Below are 17,491 nucleotides of genomic sequence, written 5' to 3'. Positions count from 1 at the left end.
CCCCGCTCACCGCCGACAGTCGCACATATTATCTAAGGACAGCATGGAGCCTCTGGTTCACATCGAGCACTTGGTCAAATCCTATCGGCGCGGCGGGCAGGTGGTGCCGGTGCTGACCGATATCAGCCTGTCGATACAGGCCGGCGACTTCACGGCGCTGATGGGGCCATCGGGCTCCGGCAAGAGCACGCTGCTCAACCTCATCGCCGGCATCGACAAACCGGACCGCGGCCTGCTGCGCGTGAACGGCCTCGATATCGCGCAGATGGGCGAAGGCGCGCTGGCCCGCTGGCGCGCCGCCAACGTCGGCTTCATCTTCCAGTTCTATAACCTGATGCCGGTGCTGTCGGCGTTCGAGAACGTCGAACTGCCGCTGCTGCTGACGCCATTGTCGCGGCGCGAACGGCGCGAGCGCGTCGAGCTGACGCTGGCCATGGTCAAGCTGGCCGACCGCATGGACCACACGCCGAGCGAACTGTCCGGCGGCCAGCAGCAGCGCGTGGCCATCGCGCGCGCCATCGTCACCGATCCGACGCTGATCGTGGCCGACGAGCCGACCGGCGACCTCGATCGCCAGTCGGCCGGCGAAATCCTGGCGCTGATGCGGCAGCTCAACGAGCAGCTGGGCAAGACCATCATCATGGTCACGCACGACGCCCACGCGGCGGCGCAGGCGCGCACCATGATCCACCTCGAAAAAGGCGAGCTGCTGGCCGCCGCCGCGGCCTAGGCGCACGGCCATGTACGCGCTGCGCCTGATCGTCAAGAACGCCTTGCGCCACAAGCTGCGCACGGCGCTGACGGTGCTCGGCCTGGTGGTCGCCACCTTCGCCTTCGGCCTGGTGCAGACCGTGATCGACGCCTGGTACGCCGGCGCCGAGGGGGCGTCCAACACCACCCTCGTCACCCGCAATAAAACCTCGCTGGTGTTCCCGCTGCCGCTGGCCTACCAGGCCCGCATCCGCGCCATCGACGGCGTGTCCGGCGTCGGCTACGCCAACTGGTTCCAGGCCACCTACAAAAATCCGAACAACTTCTTCGCGCAGTTCGCCATCTCCGGCAAGAGCTACCTCAATATCTATCCCGACTACCTGCTGCCCGACGCCGACCGCGCCGCCTTCCTGCACGACCGCAAGGGCGCCATCGTCGGCCGCAAGCTGGCCGACCAATACGGCTTCAAGGTCGGCGACGTCATCCCGCTCAAGGGCACCATCTATCCGGGCCAGTGGGAGCTGGTGGTGCGCGGCATCTACGACGGCAAACAGGAAAGCACCAACACCGCCACCCTGTTCTTCCACTGGGATTATCTGAACGAGACGATGCTGAAGGTGTCGCCGCGGCGCGCCAACCAGATCGGCGTCTACGTGGTGCAGATCGACCAGCCGGAAAACGCCGCCGCCATCTCGGCCGACATCGACAAGCAGTTCAACAACTCGCTGGCCGAGACGCTGACCGAAACCGAAAAAGCCTTCCAGCTCGGCTTCGTGTCGATGTCCGAGGCCATCGTGGTGGCGATCCGGGTCGCCTCCTTCGTCATCGTGCTCATTATCGCCGCCGTGATGGCCAACACCATGGCCATGAGCGCGCGCGAACGGCTGCGCGAATACGCCACGCTGAAGGCGCTCGGCTTCGGCCCCGGCTTCCTGGCGCTGATGATCTTCGGCGAATCGCTGCTGCTGTCGCTGGTGGGCGCGGCCATCGGCATCGCGCTGCTGTTCCCCTTTGCGCGCTGGTTCGGCCACGTGGTCGGCACCCTGTTCCCGGTGTTCGCGGTGTCGGCGCTGACGGTGCTGCAACAGGTGCTGGCTGCCGTCGGCGTCGGCGTCGGCGCCGTGGCCGCGCTGGCGCCGACCGTGCGCGCGGCCCGCGTCAAGATCGTCGACGGCTTGCGCAGCATCGGATGACATAAAGAGAGCGCGATGACCATCCCCTTCTCCTACGTGGCGCGCAATCTGTGGGCGCGGCGCCTGACCACGGCGCTCACCGCCGGCGGCCTGGCGCTGGTGGTGTTCGTGTTCGCCACGGTGCTGATGCTCGACGAGGGCTTGCGCACGACGCTGGTGGGCACCGGCGAATACGACAACGTGGTGCTGATCCGGCGCGCCGCCGACACCGAGGTGCAGAGCGGCGTCGAGCGCGGCCAGGCCAACGTCGTCGCCAGCCACGCCGCCATCGCCACCGGCGCCGACGGCCAGCCCATGCTGTCGAAGGAGACCGTGGTGCTGATCTCGCTCAGCAAGCGCGGCTCGGCGCGGCCGTCGAACGTCATCATCCGCGGCGTCGGCACGCGGGCGTTGACGCTGCGCCCGCAGGTGAGGCTGACCAGCGGGCGCATGTTCCGGCCGGGCGCCTCCGAAATCATCGCCGGCGCCAGCATCGCGCGCCGTTTCGCCGGCGCCGGCATCGGCGAGACGCTGCGCTTCGGCCAGCGCGAGTGGACCGTGGTCGGCCTGTTCGACGCCGGCAACAGCGGCTTCGACTCCGAAATCTGGGGCGACGCCGACCAGCTGATGGCGGCCTTCCGCCGCAACGCCTATTCGGCCATCGTGCTGCGGCTGGCCGACGGCGCCCTGTTCGAGCGCTTCCGGCACGACATCGAAACCGACCCGCGCCTGACGCTCGACGCCAAGCGCGAACAGACCTTTTATTCGGACCAGTCGAAGGCGCTGTCGACCTTCATCACCTGGGTCGGCCTGATCCTGTCGGTGATCTTTTCGATCGGCGCCATGATAGGCGCGACCATCACCATGTACGCCTCGGTGGCCAACCGCGTCGGCGAGATCGGCACGCTGCGCGCGCTCGGTTTCCGCCGCCGCAGCATCCTGGCCGCCTTCCTGAGCGAGGCCATGCTGCTGGCCGTGGCCGGCGGCGCGGTCGGCCTGGCGCTGGCGTCGCTGATGCAGTTCATGTCCTTCTCGACCACCAATTTCCAGTCCTTCTCCGAGCTGGCCTTCGGCTTCAAACTCAATGGCGCCATCGTCGTCAAGACGCTGCTGTTCGCGCTGGCGATGGGCGTGGTCGGCGGCTTCCTGCCGGCCCTGCGGGCGGCCCGGCTGCCCATAGTCGACGCCTTGCGGGCGGCATAAATAATTAATATTAAGACACCACATGTGACCTCAAGGCAACACTTGCTTTGGTAAATCGTGCTAGACTTTGCCCTCCGCAAATTTGTCCATCGCCGCTTCGGCGCTCGTTCCCCCGTCTATGTCGTCATCACACCGCACCGCCGCACCGGGCCCGGCACCGGCCGTCCGCCCCCGGGCCGGACAGCGCGCGCGCGCGCTCGCGGCGCTGTGGTGCGGGCTGGCGCTGTGGTGGTGGGCGCCGGCCTGGGCCGCCGGCCAGCGCCAGGTGCTGGTGCTCTATTCGCTGGGCGCCGATTCGGCCTCGGTGTGGCAAACGCTGGTCCATCGCGGCATGGTCGAGGAGCTGGCGCACCAGAGCTGGGGCGACGCGCCCGGCATCTTCGAGGAGCGCTTCGACGCGATCCGGGTCGGCGAACAAGCCGCCGTCGACAGCATGCCCCCCTATCTGCGCACCAAATACGCCGACGTCCACCTCGACGCCATCGTCACCGAAAATTATCTGGCCGCGCGTTTTCTCAGCGCGCACCCGGAGCTGTTCCCCGGCGTGCCGCGCCACTACGTCAACCACGGCCGGCGCGACTGGCGGCCCGCCGACGGCGACGGCTACGAAGTGCTGTCGGACTTCGAGCGCGCCATCGGCGTGATCGCGCAAGTGGCGCCACGGACGCGCCGCATCGTGGTGGTCGGCGACCAGACGCCGCGCGTGCAGGAATGGATCGCCGGCGTGCGCGCCGTGGTGCCGCGATTCCAGCGCATCGCCTTCGAATTCTGGGACGACCAGAACTTCGACCAGCTCTACGCCAAGGCGGCGGCGCTCGGCCCCGGCGACGCCATCTTCATGCTGGCCACCTACCGCGACAAGAGCGGCGCCAAGGGCGTGCCGCCGGAGATCGCCCGCAAGCTGGCGCAGACATCGCCGGCGCCCGTGTTCACGCACGTGCAGTCGCTGGTCTTGCCGGGCATCGTGGGCGGCTACGTGATTAGCGGCGAGCGGATCGGCCGCGTCATCGCGCGCCTGGTGCTGGGCCAGCCGGCCGACATGGGCAGCGCGCAGGACTTCGTGTTCGATTACCCGAGCGCGCGGCGCTTTCACCTGGTCGATGCGCCGGCCGGCGCCCAGTGGCTGAACCGCCCGCCCGACACCTGGGAAACCTATCGCTGGCAAATCATCGCCGGCCTGACGCTGATCGGCCTCGAAGGCGTGTTGATTACGGCGCTGGTGCTGGCCCTGCGCGGCCGGCGCCAGAGCATGGCGGCGCTGCACGACGAGCGCACCCAGTTGGAGGCGCGCGTGGTGCAGCGCACGCTGGAGCTGATGGTGGCCAACACCCAGCTTGAACACCAGGCCACCACCGATCCGCTGACCGGCATCGGCAACCGCCGCAAGATGACGGAGCAGATCGGCAAGGAGCTCGAACGCGGCCGCCGCAGCCGCCGTCCGCTGGCGCTGCTGATGATAGACATCGACCACTTCAAGCGCATCAACGACACGCACGGCCATGAAGTGGGCGACCGCGCCATCGTCGCCGTCGCGCGCGCCGTCACCGACGGCATGCGCAGCGTGGATCTGGTGTCGCGCTTCGGCGGCGAGGAATTCGTGGCGCTGATGCCGGACACGGACTTGAGGGTGGCCGCCGTCGCCGCCGAACGCCTGCGCGCCGACGTCGCCGCGCTGCGCATCAGCGGCGACGATGGCGTGCAGATTGCGCTGACCATCAGCGTCGGCGTGGCCGCCTCCGGGCCGCGCGGCACGCCGGACACGCCATCCCTGCTGCTGGTGCGCGCCGACAAGGCGCTGTATCGCGCCAAGAAGGAAGGGCGCGACCGCGTGGTGGTGGGGTGAGGCTGGATGATTAGGCGGCGGCCGGTCCGGCGCCGCGCCGCCGCTATTCGGCGTCCGGCTGTTGCGACGGATGGGCGGCCAGGAAGGCCGGCAGCTCGGCGCAGGCGGCGTGGATGCGTTCCAGCGTCGGATACGGCGCCAGGCCGACATTGAAGCGCAGCGCGTTGAACACCTGCGGCACCAGGCAGCAGTCGGCCAGCGTCGGCGTGTCGCCGTGGCAGAAGCGGCCGGTCTGCGGATCGCGCGCCAGGTGCGCTTCCACCATCGCCAGTCCCTCGCGCGTCCAGTGCCGATACCATTCCAGCTTGGCCTCGTCGGATATCCCCAGCGTCCCCTGCAAGTGCTTGAGCACGCGCAGATTGGTCAAGGGATGGATGTCGCAGGCGATGGTCAGCGCCAGCGCGCGCACGCGGGCGCGGCCCAGCGCGTCGCGCGGCAGCAGCGGCACCAGCGGCTGCGTCTCTTCCAGGTATTCGAGGATGGCCAGCGACTGGTGGATGGCGGCGGCGTCGCCCACGTCCAGCGCCGGCACCAGCGCGCTGGGATTGACGGCGCGGTAAGCGTCGGCCAGCTGTTCGCCGCCGCCGCGCAACAGGTGCACCGGCAGCGCGTCGTAGGCCAGCGCCTTCAGGTTCAGCGCGATGCGCACCCGGTAGGCGGCCGAGCTGCGAAAGTAGGTATATAGTTTATACGGTTTCAACGCGCGCGCTCCTGGTAATGGGTGACGGTCTGCTCGATGGCGCCGAAGATGCTGGCGCCGGCGCCGTCGCGCATCTCGATGCGGACGCTGTCGCCGAAGCGCAGGTACGGCGTCTGCGGCGCGCCGTTCTCGATGGTTTCGTACATGCGCACTTCGGCTAGGCAGCAGTAGCCCACGCCGCCGTTGGCGATGCTCGATCCGTGCAGGCTGCCCTGCTTGTTCGACACGGTGCCGGAGCCGATGATGGTGCCGGCGCCCAGCTCGCGCGTGCGCGCCGCGTGCGCCACCAGCTGGGCGAAGTTGAAGGTCATGTCTTCGCCGGCGTTGGGCTTGCCGAACGGCTGGCCATTGAGCTCGACCAGCAGGGGCAGGTGCAGCTTGCTGCCGTTCCACTCGGCGCCCAGTTCGTCGGGCGTGACGGCGACGGGCGAAAACGCGCTGGCCGCCTTGGACTGGAAGAAGCCGAAGCCCTTGGCCAGTTCGTTCGGGATCAGGTTGCGCAGCGAGACGTCGTTGACCAGCAGGACCAGCCGGATCGCGTGCGCCGCCTCGGCGTCGGTCGCGCCCATGGCGACGTCGCCGGTGATGACTGCCACCTCGGCTTCGAGGTCGATGCCCCATTCTTCGGACAGGGCGTAGATGGCGTCGCGCGGGCCGATGAAGCTGTCCGAGCCGCCCTGGTACATCAGCGGGTCGGTGTAGAAGGAGGCCGGCACCTCGGCGTTGCGGGCGCGCCGCACCAGCTCGACGTGGTTGATGTAGGCCGAACCGTCGGCCCACTGGTAGGCGCGCGGCAGCGGCGAGTGGCACAGGCGCTGCTCGAAGGATTTGACGTCGGCGTCGGCGCCGTGGACGGTGCCGGTGGCGCCGCCGGCGTTGAGCAGGGCGTAGACTTCATCGAGCTGCGGCGCGACGGCGCCCCAGTGGTCCAGCGCGTATTGCAGCGTGGCGCTGATGTGCGGCACGGCGCGATACCATTTCAAGTCGCGGCTGACGACCACCAGCGCGCCATCGCGGCCGCCGTTTTTCAGGGTCGCCAGCTTCATGCCGCGCCCTCCACCGCCGCCGGCGCGTGCATCCACGCCGCGTGCTTGGGCGCCTTGCGGGTGCGCGACCATTCTTCCAGCATGTCCCATTTGACGGCGTCGAGCTTTTCCATCATCTGCGGCGTGGCCGTGTTGACGGCCAGTTCCAGCCGGTGGCCGTTGGGGTCGAAGAAGTAGATCGACTGGAAGATGGTGTGGTTGACCGGGCCGATGACGGCGATGCCGGCGCCGCTCAGGCGCTCTTTCGCGGCCAGCAATTCGTCCAGCGTGTCGACCTCCATCGCCAGGTGCTGGACCCAGGCCGGCGTGTTGTGGTCGCGGTCCATCGGCGCCTGCGTCGGCAGCTCGAAGAAGGCCAGCACGTTGCCGTGGCCGGCGTCCAGAAACACGTGCATATACGGGTCCGGCGCCTTGGTCGATGGCACTTCGTTTTCGGCGATGGCCAGCACGAAGTCCATGTTCAGGTGTTGGACGTACCAGTCGACGGTCTGCTTGGCGTCGATGCAGCGGTAGGCCACGTGGTGGATTTGCTTGATTTTCATGTCGTCTCCGTGATGCCTTGATGGCTATATTTATCATTAGAAGCCAGTTTTAAATATCATACAAATGATATTTTTCCACTGATTCATAAGATTATGCTATGAATCGCGGCCGGCGCCAGCCGCATGTTTTCAAGCGAGGCAGCATTTTTCCTCGTAGCCCTTGACCAGCGCGTCGAGCAGGCCGCGCACGGCGGGCACCAGCCCGCGCCGCGACGGGAAGACGACGTGGACCAGCTTGTTGATCGAGCCCAGTTCCGGCATCACCGGCTCCAGCAGTCCGAAATCGAGCTCCGGCTGCACCTGGTCGCGCGGCAGTTCCGTCACGCCCAGGCCGGCCAGCGCGGCCAGGCGCAACGTCGGCATGTCGTCGGTGACCATGCGCGGCGTGTGGCTGACGTGGACCGGCGTGCCGTCCGCCGCCACCAGGTTCCACACATATTTGTCGCCCGAGCGCACCATCGCCAGGGTCGGCAGGCGCGCCAACTCTTCCACCGAGCGCGGGCGCGGAAAATGCTCGAACAGGCGCGGGCTGGCCACCAGCATGGGCTCGGACTTGCTCAGCACGCGCACCGCGAGGTCGCTGTCTTCCAGCGGCGGCGGGCGCACCCGCAGCGCCAGGTCGATGCCCTCGTCGATGACGTCGACGCGGCGGTTGGTGGCGTCGATGGCGATGCGCACCAAAGGATAGGCGGCCAGATAATCGGACACCACCCGGTTGACGCCGCCCTGCAACAAGGACAAGGGACAACTCATGCGCACCAGTCCCTGCGGCGTCGAGCGGGTGCGGTCGATGGCGTCGCGGGCGGCCTGGGCCTCGGCGACGACGGCGGCGCAATGGCGGTAAAATGTCTGGCCGGCCTCGGTGACGGAAATGCGGCGCGTGGTGCGGTTGAGCAGGCGCACGCCGAGCTGACGCTCGAGCGCCAGGATATGCCGGCTCAGCTTCGACGCCTGCATGCCCAGCGCCGTCGCCGCCGCGCTGTAGCCGCCGTGCTCGACGACTTTGGCGAACAAATACATATCGTGCAGATCGTGGATATCGTTCATACCGGCATTTCCTTCCAGACAAGCAATTCAACGCGGCTATTCCAGCCTCCGCCCATTATCGCAAATTTGCAAAGGTTATTTGCATTTCGCGCACTATCGCAAAGATTATTGCAGCGTTATGCTGATGCAACCGCTTCCTTGTTTGAAAAACTTATAAGTATATGAATATTTTGCATATCGATTCCTGCGCCCTGGGCGACCATTCCACGTCGCGCCGCGCCAGCGCCACCGTGGTCGCCTCGTTGCAGGAAACGAGTCCCCGCGCCCGGGTGGTCTATCGCGACCTGGCCGCCGCGCCGCTGTCGCACGTCAGCGGCCCGCTGCTGCGCGTGATGCGCAAGGAATGGGACACGGCCATCCCGATGAACGCCGAGCTGAGCGCCGAAGCGCTGCTCAGCGACGTGCTGCTCAGCGAGTTCCAGGAGGCGGACGTGCTGGTCATGAGCTCGCCGATGCATAATCTGTCCATCCCGTCCACGCTCAAGGTGTGGCTGGACCGTTTGCTGCAAACCGGCTGCACCTATGAAATCGGCGCGGACGGCCCGCGCGGCCTGGTCAAGGGCAAACGCATCGTCATCGTGACGACCCGCGGCTGTCCTTTCGTCAGCGCGGCGCCCGACCTGCTGATGGACCACCAGGAAAACTATCTGACGACACTGTTCAACTTCATGGGCGTGCAAGACATCAGCATCATCCGCACCGAGGCCGATTTCGACACGGCGCAGCTGCGCCACCTGGCGCTGCAACGGCAACTGCACGCGGCCTGAGCCGCCGCCTGCGTTGCCCTGTGGGTACGCCCGAGTTTTCACCTGAATTGCCACCGCCATGACCGCCGACACCATCGCCGCCAACCAAAAGATGGACCAGTTCGATGGTCATCACAGCGTCTGGCTGTTCGGCTACGGCTCGCTGATCTATAAAGCCGACTTCGACTATCTGGAACGGCGCCCGGCCAGCATCGCCAACTGGACCCGCCGCTTCTGGCAAGGTTCGCACGACCATCGCGGCACGCCGCAGGCGCCGGGCCGCGTCGTCACCATCGTCGAAGAAGCGGGCGCGGTCTGCCACGGCATGGCCTATCTGATTACGCCCGCCGTGTTTGGCCACCTCGACCACCGCGAAAAAAACGGCTATCTGCGCCTGGCCACCGACATCCATTTCGACGACGGCAGCAGCGCCGTCGGCCTGGTCTACATCGCGACGGCCGACAACAGCGCCTTCCTCGGCGCCGCCTCCGAACTGGAGATTGCGCACCACATTGCGCGCTCGTCCGGCCCCAGCGGCCCCAACAGCGACTATCTGAACCATCTGGCCGGCGCCCTGCGCGCCATGGACAAGAGCGACGCCCACGTGTTCGCCATCGAGCGGCACCTGGCCGCGCTCGCCGAGGCCCCGGCGGACCCGGCGGGCAGTGCGGACCGTGCGCCCACCCGTCCCCTCCCGCCGCCGCAGCAGCCAGAATAAAGTCAGAATAAGTCGAGCTGCCCTTCCGATCCGGCCTTGCCGCGCGCGCCCGACAGTGGCACCACCAGCGGCCGCCGGAATTGCGAGGTGTCGAGCTGGCCGTAGCGGTTGCCCCGCTTGGCCAGCCCCAGCCGCTCGGACGCGATCTTGACGCGCTGCCGTATCAGCTCGGCCCACACGCCCTCGCCCTTCATGCGCGTGGCGAAGTTGGCGTCGTAGTCCTTCCCTCCCCGCATTTCCCGCACGCGGTTCATGACGCGCTGGGCGCGGTCCGGAAAGTGGGCCTGCAACCACTGCTGGAACAGCGGATTGACTTCCCACGGCAGCCGCAGCACGACGTAGTTGGCGTGGACGGCGCCGGCGTCGCGCACCGCTTCGAGCACCCGTTCGATGTCGGGCTCGGTGATGAAGGGGATCACCGGCGCGATGCTGACGCCGACGGGTATGCCGGCGTCGGTCAGCGTGCGTATCGTGCGCAGCCGCCGCGCCGGCGCCGCCGCGCGCGGCTCCAGCGTGCGCGAGATATCGGTATTGAGCGTCGTCACCGTGATGGAAACGGTGGCCTGGCGCTTGGCCGCCATCGCCGCCAGGATGTCGATGTCGCGCTCGATCAGCGAGGACTTGGTGATGATGCCGACCGGATGTTCGCACTCCTGCAGCACCTCGAGCACGCGCCGGGTCAGCCGGCGTTCGCGTTCGCAGGGCTGGTAGGCGTCGGTGTTGACGCCGAGCGCGATCGACTCCGGCACGTAGGCCGCCTTGGCCAGCTCGCGCCGCAGCAGTTCCGGCGCGTTGACCTTGGCGAAGATCTTGCTCTCGAAGTCGAGGCCGGGCGACAGGCCCAGGTAGCTGTGGGTCGGCCGCGCGAAGCAGTAGACGCAGCCGATGCTTATACGACACGCACTTTGTTCACAAGCACATCCCGCTCCTCGCACCGAACGCTACTTGTTGCAAACCACAGACTGGGTGAGCGAGGAATCTAACTTCAGAATAGGGCAAGCTGTGGACCTCTGTGTGGCACCTTGAAGAGGTCCGTCCGTAGCGACACCCTTTGCAGATTTAGCTGATGTTTTTTGCACGCCAACCTAAATCTATCCCTCAGTAAATCTGCGTAGGGCCCCGTACCGGACATGCGTTCGCCAAACTTTGCGTCGTATAGCGCACCGCCACGCATCTGGGACAGCAGCGTTTGAACGTGTTTGGACTTGAGCGGGTAGTGCTCGTCCAACCATTCGGTAAAAAGTCCAGCTACTTCGTGTGGCAACCGCAGCAGAACGTAACCGGCGGATTTCGCGCCCGCAGTTGCTACCGCCCTAACGATGGATTCAAGTTCATGGTCGGTAATGGCTGGGATGACCGGTGCCACCAAAACTCCAACCGGTATTTGGGCGTCCGTAAGCCTTTCTATAGCTAGCAAACGCCGCCGGGGAGCGCTTGCCCTGGGTTCAAGTGTCCTGGACAGTTTTGCGTCCAGGCTTGTCACCGAAACGTGAACTTTGACGAGCTGCTTCTCCGCGAGCCGCGACAGGATATCGATGTCTCGCATGACCAATCCAGACTTCGTGATTATTGAAACGGGGTGGTTGTAATCTTCAAACACGCCTAGCAAGGCCCGAGTAATCTGTAGCGTCTTTTCAGCAGGCTGATACGGGTCAGTATTAGCGCCGACAGTGATGACCTCCGGAACATACGAACGCTTCTCAAACTCGGCTCTCAACAGCTCAGCAGCGTTCTGTTTTGCGAACAGCTTCGTTTCGAAATCTAACCCAGGAGATAATCCAAGGTACGCGTGAGTGGGGCGCGCAAAACAATAAACGCAACCGTGCTCGCAACCTTGTATAGGGTTAATGGACGCGTCGAATGGTACGTCAGGGGACCGGTTACGAGAAATAATCGATTTTGCGGTTTGGATAACGACCGACGTCTTAGCTGGCGCGACCACCTCGCCCTCATCGCCAACATCTTCGTGCACGGCCTCCCGCTGCCATTGCTCGAACCGCACCTTTTCGTTCGAGCAAGCCCCTCGACCTTTCACGCCCGCTGTGATGTGTGACATTGCACACTCCTGAATACTGTATGAAAACACAGTATATCACGCGGTGCGGTGCACGCACATGAAGCTCGTTGAAGTGCTGGTCGCTGAATGCGCGCGCAGCCGGTCGGTATCCGGACCAACCGCAGCGCCCGTGAAACTTGGCGCGCGCCAGAATGCGACCCGGGACTGGGTCCCGCGTCTCGTCGATGGTGAGCATGCCGGCGTAGCAATGCGCCTTCGTTTTCTCGCTGCTGACCCAGAGCAGGCGCGCTTCCATGCGCAGGGGGCCTTCACACATACTGGATGCCTTTGCTGCCAAGGGCCAGCGACCGAAACGGCTAGGTTTGATATGCGCGACGGGATGCGGCCCTTCTACGAGAAGAACCAAGCGGCCCTCCCGAAGCCGTCTTCGAGAACGCGATGCCGCGCCTTCGAACATCCTCGTTCCTTGAGAACGGATATGCCAAGCCTTCCGTGGACATGCCGACTGCCGAGGATTGGGAAGAAACGCTCGATGTCGAAGCCACCGCGAGAACCCCATAGAGTACATTTTGGCCATCAATTATTGCATCCAGCACAGCCGCTGTGTCGTCTCAAAACTCAGAATTAGGCTCATGACCACCTACAAATGGCAGTTCGCCCCTCGCTTCCGTTGCAACGCGTCCGGATGGAAGTCCAGCACGCCAATCCAACGCATCAAGCGCTCGCTGAAATCAAAGCGGTGGCCAAGAAAGAACCTGTGCTCGCCGCCGAGGGGGCCGTGCTGTACCTGGAGAAGCTGGCGCCGGCGATTGAGCAGGTCGACAGTTCCTCGGGCAGCATCGGCAGCGCAGTGAACCGCGCCATCGAAGCGCTCGTGCCCAAGGCCCTGGCTGCGGCCGGCAAGAGCGCGGAAGCCATTCGATATGCAGAGGACTCGAAGGGGCTGAACGCACCTCTGACGGCCATTGCGGCGTTCTGCGAAGGCGTTTTGCTGGACGAGGGCTTCGCGGATGAGGCTTACATGCGCTATGCGGTCCAGGCCACGTATACGACCACCAATTTGGCGACATTCAAGGCCGTCGTGAAGAAGTATCCGCACATGCCAAAGGAAACCATCTTGCGTGACTTGGTTGCGAGCCAGCCGGGCCAGGCGGGTAAATCGTTCGCCGCGGCCAAGTATGCGGGCTTCTTTGAACTGGCTATCGAGTTGGCGAATCGGAGCCCATCAGACCCGAGGACGCTGATACGCGCCTCCAGAGACTTCGCGGTGGAGAGGCCAGAATTTGCGATGGCGGCAGGCATGACGGCACTGAGAGGCATCGCTAATGGTTGGGGTTACGACATCACTGGCGTCGACGTGCTGGATGCGTATGCGGCCGTGATGGCGGCTGCCGGTGCTGCGGGGGTGGATGAAACTGTGGTCAAAGTGGATGTGCGGGCAATGATTCCGGCGAGCTGCAGCGGGGGGCGAATTTCTTGGACGAGTGTTGGGGCGGCAGTTATCGGAGTAAAGCACCCGAGACATCGGCAAGAGGCCGTTCCGCCTCTCTCAGTTAGTTCATCGTTGGCAACCGAATATCAGTCAGTTTCCAAGTTGTGAACCCGACGCGCTGCAACGCCAGGCCGAATATGTCCTCTTTCTGCTCAACCAGTCGCTTAGGGTAAGGTATCTTTACTCAGAATGCAGGCAAAGTTTAGGGCGGAGCGGGCTGTACAAAAACACAGCTATTTAGTTTAATAAGCGAAGATACTGGTATAATATAACCACAACATGCGGCCGATGAGTAGCTTTCGACACTACATTTAGTAACTTACCATCAAGTCACATGTGGGGCTTATGGTTACGAAAAATGTGATAAGAATACGTCTTCAGCTACGGCTTAAAAGGCACGTAAAATCCTTACAAATCCGAAGTCTGCGGCTGCACAGAAGAGTGTGGCAGCCTCTGTATTGACCCAAGCAAAAAATAAAGGCAAAAAGTAAGCAGGGCCGGGGCAAATGCCGGGCTTTTTCTCAAATCTGAGGCCAAGGATTCTATGAAAATTAATGTTGCTCATATTCGGGCGCGCGCGACTAACGGTGGGCATATCGATTTTGTCGTATTCGACGCTAAGTCCAGCAGTGGCGGTGACGCTGCAAATAATCAGCTGTTGGCGCAGCTAACCGCTCGAGCGGAGGCGTCAGGCCTCAAGGTTGACCAGAGCGCATTGGCCTACAGTGAAAACGGGCGAATCCGTTTTTTTGGTTCCAAGCATCTGGTGGACCATCTTTCAAAAATTGGCCTTCCCAGCTGGACACATTCTATTAACGTTTGATTTGGCGCCCCGCCTCAGCGGTGAGGCGGCCGCTTACGTGAAATGAGGGGTTCCTGCTGCGAGGCATGTGCTCGCGCGCGAATGACATTTCCCGCGTTAACGTCGCGCTGGTGCACGGTTCCGTCTGGGCAAGTCACTTTCGTATTCCAAAACCTAGAAACGTACTCCACAACGCCGTGACGCTCGCACGGCCAAGATATCCAATGCGTTGTTGTGGTTTCGTCGGATTGCTCAATATTCAACATCTACATCATGTCGAAAGCTATCGTCTGTCCCGTGTTGTCTGGTATCCTTTGGGCAATACTAAATGGGAAACCCGGATGAGTGAGTCGGTTCAAACAGAATACATGACGTTTCCAAAAAGTTTTAGCATGCCCATGTCGAACGAAGGATTCGTCCTCACCTCTCAATGTGCGGGGCGAATTGATGAAGCTTTCGTCATGGAATCTGGTGCGGATTTTCTAAACGAAAGCAGTATCGATGGAGTAGTCTTGCTTCGTGCCTCGGCTACGCAGAAGGCAGAGTTAGAAAGCAATACCGGACTGAAGTTGTTTGAGAATCGTGAATACGAGCTACCGCAGCTCTATCCGCTCGATATGCTCGCTTGTGAAACGGCGGATGAACCTTTCGATGGTAGTAATGAGTTCAAGTTCATCGTGGTGGATGAATTGGACAAACCAGTTCTGGGGGTGGCGTTCATTGTTGAGCATGGCCTCATGTTTTCGAAAGCGGTATACTCGAACCATTTGGGCGAGGTGAGTATTCAATTTGGTCTTACTGTGATGCGTATTCTTTATGTTCGCCCTCCTGAAAATTATTGGCCTCTCTTGTTGCGTGGGCGGAGCCACTCCAACGACCCAGTTGTGATTCGGCTGACGGCAATCGACCTGTCGAAACACGAGCGATATGTCCAACTCTTAGGAACTCCTTTGGCTGACGACGGTTTGGGCGTCAAGATTGCCGTAATCGATACTGGGGTGGCACGTCATGTTGACCTTACTGCGGTGAAAAAGAGATACGCCGTCTCAAAGGGCGTGGTAGAGGATGACAACCTACGTGAGCCCGATTGGCACGGAACGCACGTTGCCGGCATCATTGGTTGCAGTCACGAGGAGGTATTGGGACACGCGCCTGCAGCAGATATCGTTAGCTATAGGGTGTGTCCGGCGGGAAAGCGGTCAATGTCTACGGCCGATGTTGTCGTCGCTATTTTGAACGCTGTTGCCCAGAACGTGGATATCATCAACCTTAGCCTTGGGTTCAACGCTTCGGATGACGCCATAGTAGAGGCTATAAGCTACGCTCACTCATCTGGTGTCCTAGTTGTCGCGGCAGTTGGAAACGATGCGAAGGGAAAATGCAGTTTTCCAGCAAGCGTCTCTGATGTGGTGGCTGTCACTGCGCTTGGACGTGGAGAGGCGTACCCGTTTGGGTCCAGCGCCGCTCTGCAGACTGCTCGCGCTACAAGCGGCGATTTTTTTACTCCGTACTTCGCAAATTTCGGACAGGCGCACGTTGGATGCGCGGCGCCAGGTGTTGGCATTGTGAGCACGGTGAATGAAAGTGGATATCAGGCAGAGTCCGGTACCTCCATGGCAGCGCCTATTGTCTCCGCGCTTTCAGCAACTCTACTGTCACGGAACTTGAGCAATCTCGGGGCAAGAACACCAGAGAGACTAAATAGGCTAAGGGATATGCTCTATACTAGCTGCACACGCGCCGGATTTCATGCGGAAAGCGTCGGGCATGGCGTACCCTTTGTGAGGTGATGATATGGACGTTCTTTTCATGAAATATACCGGGGCGGGTGACAAGCCCTCGTCCGACGTGACTCAAATTAGGCGAGTTTCAGGCGTAACTATTGTGAATGCGAATCTTCCAAAAACCCTCATACTGCAGGTTAGAGATGACGTTGCAAGGTGCAGGTTAATGGGTCTACCTAACTGGCACCTAGTCACTCCGCAAACTACCTCGCTGGAGTCAAACGTACCTAGTACGCCCGCAGGAGGAAGTGCGGTTACGGCTAGCAGATACCTGCGTTCCGTGCACAAATAATTCAACTGGGCGGTACTGTTTGGCCCTGCAGATGGGTCTGCAGGACAAACCCGGACTTAAGCGTAGCGAAGTCAAAGTACCGGTACAAGTCGTGGCATTTTCGAATGTGAGGCGCCAAGTCCCTGGCTATGACCGGCAAGCACTCGGAGGCCACCCGCTATGCCGAGGACTCAAAAGGGCTGAACGCGCCTGACGGCAATTGCGGTGTTCTGCGAGGGTATTTTGCTTAACGCCGGCTTCCCGGATGACGCATATGCGCGCTATGCCGTCGAAGGGACATACGCGACGACCAATTTGGCGACATTCAAAGCCATCGCGAAGAAGTACCCGGGCAGGCCAAGGGACACCATCTTGCGTGACCTAGTTGCGAGCCAGCCAGGGAATGAAGGCAAATGGTTCGCCGCGGCCAAGGATGCGGGCTTCTTCGAGCTGGCCATCGAATTGGCCAACAGGAGCCCGTCAGACCCGCGTACGCTCATACGCGCGGCACGGGACTTCGCGGAGGAACGGCCGGAGTTTGCACTGGCTGCCGGCATGACCGCGCTGCGAGGCATCGCTAACGGGTGCGGCTACGACATTACGGGCATCGACGTACTGGATGCGTACGCGGCCGTGATGGCGGCGGCCGGGGCTGCGGGAATGGATGAGACTGCGGTCAACGCGGACATGCGGGCGCTGATTGCGGCGAGCCATGGTGGGGGCGAGTTTGTTGGGCGGGTGCTGGCGCGGCAGCCGCGCCAGCGCCTTCGCCGAGATGGACCAGCCAGCGCTGCGCGCGCTGCCGGAACTGCGTTACGAATACGCTGAATGGAAGGTGGTGCGGGTCGGAGTCGACTACCACGTCGATGTCGACGGCCATTACTACTCGGTGCCGTGCCAGCAATCCCGGGCCCAGGTCGACGTTCGCATGACGCGCACGACAGTAGAGGTGTTCCATCGTGGCCAGCGCATTGCCAGCCACGTCCAATGCGCGTTTCAGGGGCGGCACACGGCGGTGTCCGCGCACATGCCGCCGGCGCACCGCGAAGTGGCCGGCTGGAACGCGCAGACGTCGACGGCGCGGGCCGAAGCCGTGGGCCCACGCTGCGCGGTGCTGGTGGAGCGGCTGCTGGGCCAGCGGCAGCATCCGCAGCAGGCTTTCCGCAGTTTCCTGGGCGTGCTGTCGCTGGGGCAGAAGTACGGCATCGGCCGGCTGGAGGCGGCCTGCTCCCGGGCGCTCAAGCACAGCGCCGTCAGCTGGAAGAGCGTGCAGGCCATCCTCAAGAACGGCCTCGACCTGCAGCAGCAAGACGCGCAGCGCACGCTTGACCTGGCCGAGCACGAGAACCTGCACGGCGCACCCAATACCAGTCAAACCAAATTCACTGAAACGACAT

Annotated in this window: 16 protein-coding genes and 1 pseudogene; 11 read left to right on the top strand and 6 right to left on the bottom strand. The window is 63.0% G+C overall.

The window, feature by feature from the left end:
- Positions 1-43: 43 nt before the first annotated feature.
- The 4 genes from Q0S71_RS06590 to Q0S71_RS06575 all read left to right on the top strand — a co-directional run bounded on the left by Q0S71_RS06590 (position 44) and on the right by Q0S71_RS06575 (position 4,929).
- On the top strand, positions 44-730 hold the full coding sequence (locus Q0S71_RS06590) for an ABC transporter ATP-binding protein (protein WP_295993110.1): 687 nt from the start codon (positions 44-46) through the stop codon (positions 728-730).
- 10 nt (positions 731-740) lie between these two features.
- Positions 741-1,904 (top strand): ABC transporter permease, encoded by a 1,164-nt coding sequence (locus Q0S71_RS06585; RefSeq protein ID WP_295993108.1) that lies wholly within the window; start codon positions 741-743, stop codon positions 1,902-1,904.
- Positions 1,905-1,919: 15 nt separating this feature from the next.
- The gene (locus Q0S71_RS06580) at positions 1,920-3,086 is read left to right on the top strand and encodes an ABC transporter permease (protein ID WP_295993106.1); all 1,167 of its coding nucleotides are present in this window, start codon (positions 1,920-1,922) and stop codon (positions 3,084-3,086) included.
- A 118-nt stretch (positions 3,087-3,204) separates the two neighbouring features.
- Positions 3,205-4,929 carry a sensor domain-containing diguanylate cyclase gene (locus Q0S71_RS06575; protein WP_295993105.1) on the top strand — a complete coding sequence of 575 codons (1,725 nt, stop codon included), beginning with the start codon at positions 3,205-3,207 and terminating at the stop codon, positions 4,927-4,929.
- 43 nt (positions 4,930-4,972) lie between these two features.
- Here Q0S71_RS06575 and maiA read toward each other — a convergent pair whose 3' ends face one another.
- The 4 genes from maiA to Q0S71_RS06555 form a co-directional block, all read right to left on the bottom strand.
- Positions 4,973-5,629, bottom strand: a complete 657-nt coding sequence (gene maiA / locus Q0S71_RS06570; RefSeq protein WP_295993104.1) for a maleylacetoacetate isomerase — start codon at positions 5,627-5,629, stop codon at positions 4,973-4,975.
- Positions 5,626-6,675: a fumarylacetoacetate hydrolase family protein gene (locus Q0S71_RS06565; protein WP_295993103.1), complete on the bottom strand. Its 1,050-nt coding sequence runs from the start codon at positions 6,673-6,675 to the stop codon at positions 5,626-5,628. Before Q0S71_RS06565 ends, maiA begins: the two co-directional genes overlap by 4 nt.
- Positions 6,672-7,217, bottom strand: a complete 546-nt coding sequence (locus tag Q0S71_RS06560) for a VOC family protein (RefSeq protein WP_295993101.1) — start codon at positions 7,215-7,217, stop codon at positions 6,672-6,674. Before Q0S71_RS06560 ends, Q0S71_RS06565 begins: the two co-directional genes overlap by 4 nt.
- A gap of 129 nt (positions 7,218-7,346) precedes the next feature.
- Positions 7,347-8,264, bottom strand: a complete 918-nt coding sequence (locus tag Q0S71_RS06555) for a LysR substrate-binding domain-containing protein (protein ID WP_295993099.1) — start codon at positions 8,262-8,264, stop codon at positions 7,347-7,349.
- Between the two features lie 161 nt (positions 8,265-8,425).
- Here Q0S71_RS06555 and Q0S71_RS06550 point away from each other — a divergent pair, with 161 nt between their 5' ends.
- Positions 8,426-9,031 carry an NAD(P)H-dependent oxidoreductase gene (locus tag Q0S71_RS06550; protein WP_295993097.1) on the top strand — a complete coding sequence of 202 codons (606 nt, stop codon included), beginning with the start codon at positions 8,426-8,428 and terminating at the stop codon, positions 9,029-9,031.
- A gap of 58 nt (positions 9,032-9,089) precedes the next feature.
- Entirely contained in the window at positions 9,090-9,728 is a 639-nt protein-coding gene (locus Q0S71_RS06545) for a gamma-glutamylcyclotransferase (RefSeq protein WP_295993095.1), read from the top strand.
- Between the two features lie 2 nt (positions 9,729-9,730).
- On the opposite strand, the gene Q0S71_RS06540 is transcribed toward Q0S71_RS06545, so the two are convergent.
- Both Q0S71_RS06540 and Q0S71_RS06535 read right to left on the bottom strand, forming a co-directional pair.
- Complete coding sequence (locus Q0S71_RS06540; protein WP_295993094.1) at positions 9,731-10,663, bottom strand: PA0069 family radical SAM protein; 933 nt, start codon at positions 10,661-10,663, stop codon at positions 9,731-9,733.
- Between the two features lie 50 nt (positions 10,664-10,713).
- Positions 10,714-11,784, bottom strand: a complete 1,071-nt coding sequence (locus Q0S71_RS06535; RefSeq protein WP_295993090.1) for a PA0069 family radical SAM protein — start codon at positions 11,782-11,784, stop codon at positions 10,714-10,716.
- A 646-nt stretch (positions 11,785-12,430) separates the two neighbouring features.
- Between Q0S71_RS06535 and Q0S71_RS06530 the strand changes: the two genes are divergently transcribed.
- The 5 genes and pseudogenes from Q0S71_RS06530 to Q0S71_RS06510 all read left to right on the top strand — a co-directional run.
- Positions 12,431-13,345 carry a hypothetical protein gene (locus Q0S71_RS06530; RefSeq protein ID WP_367185280.1) on the top strand — a complete coding sequence of 305 codons (915 nt, stop codon included), beginning with the start codon at positions 12,431-12,433 and terminating at the stop codon, positions 13,343-13,345.
- Positions 13,346-13,781: 436 nt separating this feature from the next.
- On the top strand, positions 13,782-14,060 hold the full coding sequence (locus Q0S71_RS06525; protein WP_295993089.1) for a hypothetical protein: 279 nt from the start codon (positions 13,782-13,784) through the stop codon (positions 14,058-14,060).
- 227 nt (positions 14,061-14,287) lie between these two features.
- A complete protein-coding gene (locus tag Q0S71_RS06520; RefSeq protein WP_295993088.1) occupies positions 14,288-15,829 on the top strand; it encodes a S8 family serine peptidase in 1,542 nt (513 codons plus the stop codon).
- 490 nt (positions 15,830-16,319) lie between these two features.
- Complete coding sequence (locus Q0S71_RS06515) at positions 16,320-16,922, top strand: hypothetical protein (RefSeq protein WP_295993085.1); 603 nt, start codon at positions 16,320-16,322, stop codon at positions 16,920-16,922.
- Positions 16,870-17,491 (top strand): annotated as a pseudogene (locus Q0S71_RS06510) (IS21 family transposase); the annotation flags it as partial. The gene Q0S71_RS06515 and the pseudogene Q0S71_RS06510, both read left to right, overlap by 53 nt.

It is taken from the genome of Rugamonas sp., from assembly GCF_025354735.1.
Classification (GTDB): domain Bacteria; phylum Pseudomonadota; class Gammaproteobacteria; order Burkholderiales; family Burkholderiaceae_D; genus Rugamonas.
Note: the sequence above shows the minus strand (reverse complement) of the source record. Positions and strands in the feature narration are given on the sequence as shown.

Excerpts from the sequence above, each read along its gene's own strand:
- Q0S71_RS06535 (WP_295993090.1), bottom strand. The coding sequence starts at position 11,784 with ATGTCACACATCACAGCGGGCGTGAAAGGTCGAGGGGCTTGCTCGAAC.
- Q0S71_RS06575 (WP_295993105.1), top strand. The coding sequence starts at position 3,205 with ATGTCGTCATCACACCGCACCGCCGCACCGGGCCCGGCACCGGCCGTC.
- Q0S71_RS06565 (WP_295993103.1), bottom strand. The coding sequence starts at position 6,675 with ATGAAGCTGGCGACCCTGAAAAACGGCGGCCGCGATGGCGCGCTGGTG.
- Q0S71_RS06550 (WP_295993097.1), top strand. The coding sequence starts at position 8,426 with ATGAATATTTTGCATATCGATTCCTGCGCCCTGGGCGACCATTCCACG.
- Q0S71_RS06590 (WP_295993110.1), top strand. The coding sequence starts at position 44 with ATGGAGCCTCTGGTTCACATCGAGCACTTGGTCAAATCCTATCGGCGC.
- Q0S71_RS06545 (WP_295993095.1), top strand. The coding sequence starts at position 9,090 with ATGACCGCCGACACCATCGCCGCCAACCAAAAGATGGACCAGTTCGAT.
- Q0S71_RS06585 (WP_295993108.1), top strand. The coding sequence starts at position 741 with ATGTACGCGCTGCGCCTGATCGTCAAGAACGCCTTGCGCCACAAGCTG.
- Q0S71_RS06530 (WP_367185280.1), top strand. The coding sequence starts at position 12,431 with ATGGAAGTCCAGCACGCCAATCCAACGCATCAAGCGCTCGCTGAAATC.
- Q0S71_RS06580 (WP_295993106.1), top strand. The coding sequence starts at position 1,920 with ATGACCATCCCCTTCTCCTACGTGGCGCGCAATCTGTGGGCGCGGCGC.
- Q0S71_RS06560 (WP_295993101.1), bottom strand. The coding sequence starts at position 7,217 with ATGAAAATCAAGCAAATCCACCACGTGGCCTACCGCTGCATCGACGCC.
- Q0S71_RS06525 (WP_295993089.1), top strand. The coding sequence starts at position 13,782 with ATGAAAATTAATGTTGCTCATATTCGGGCGCGCGCGACTAACGGTGGG.
- Q0S71_RS06555 (WP_295993099.1), bottom strand. The coding sequence starts at position 8,264 with ATGAACGATATCCACGATCTGCACGATATGTATTTGTTCGCCAAAGTC.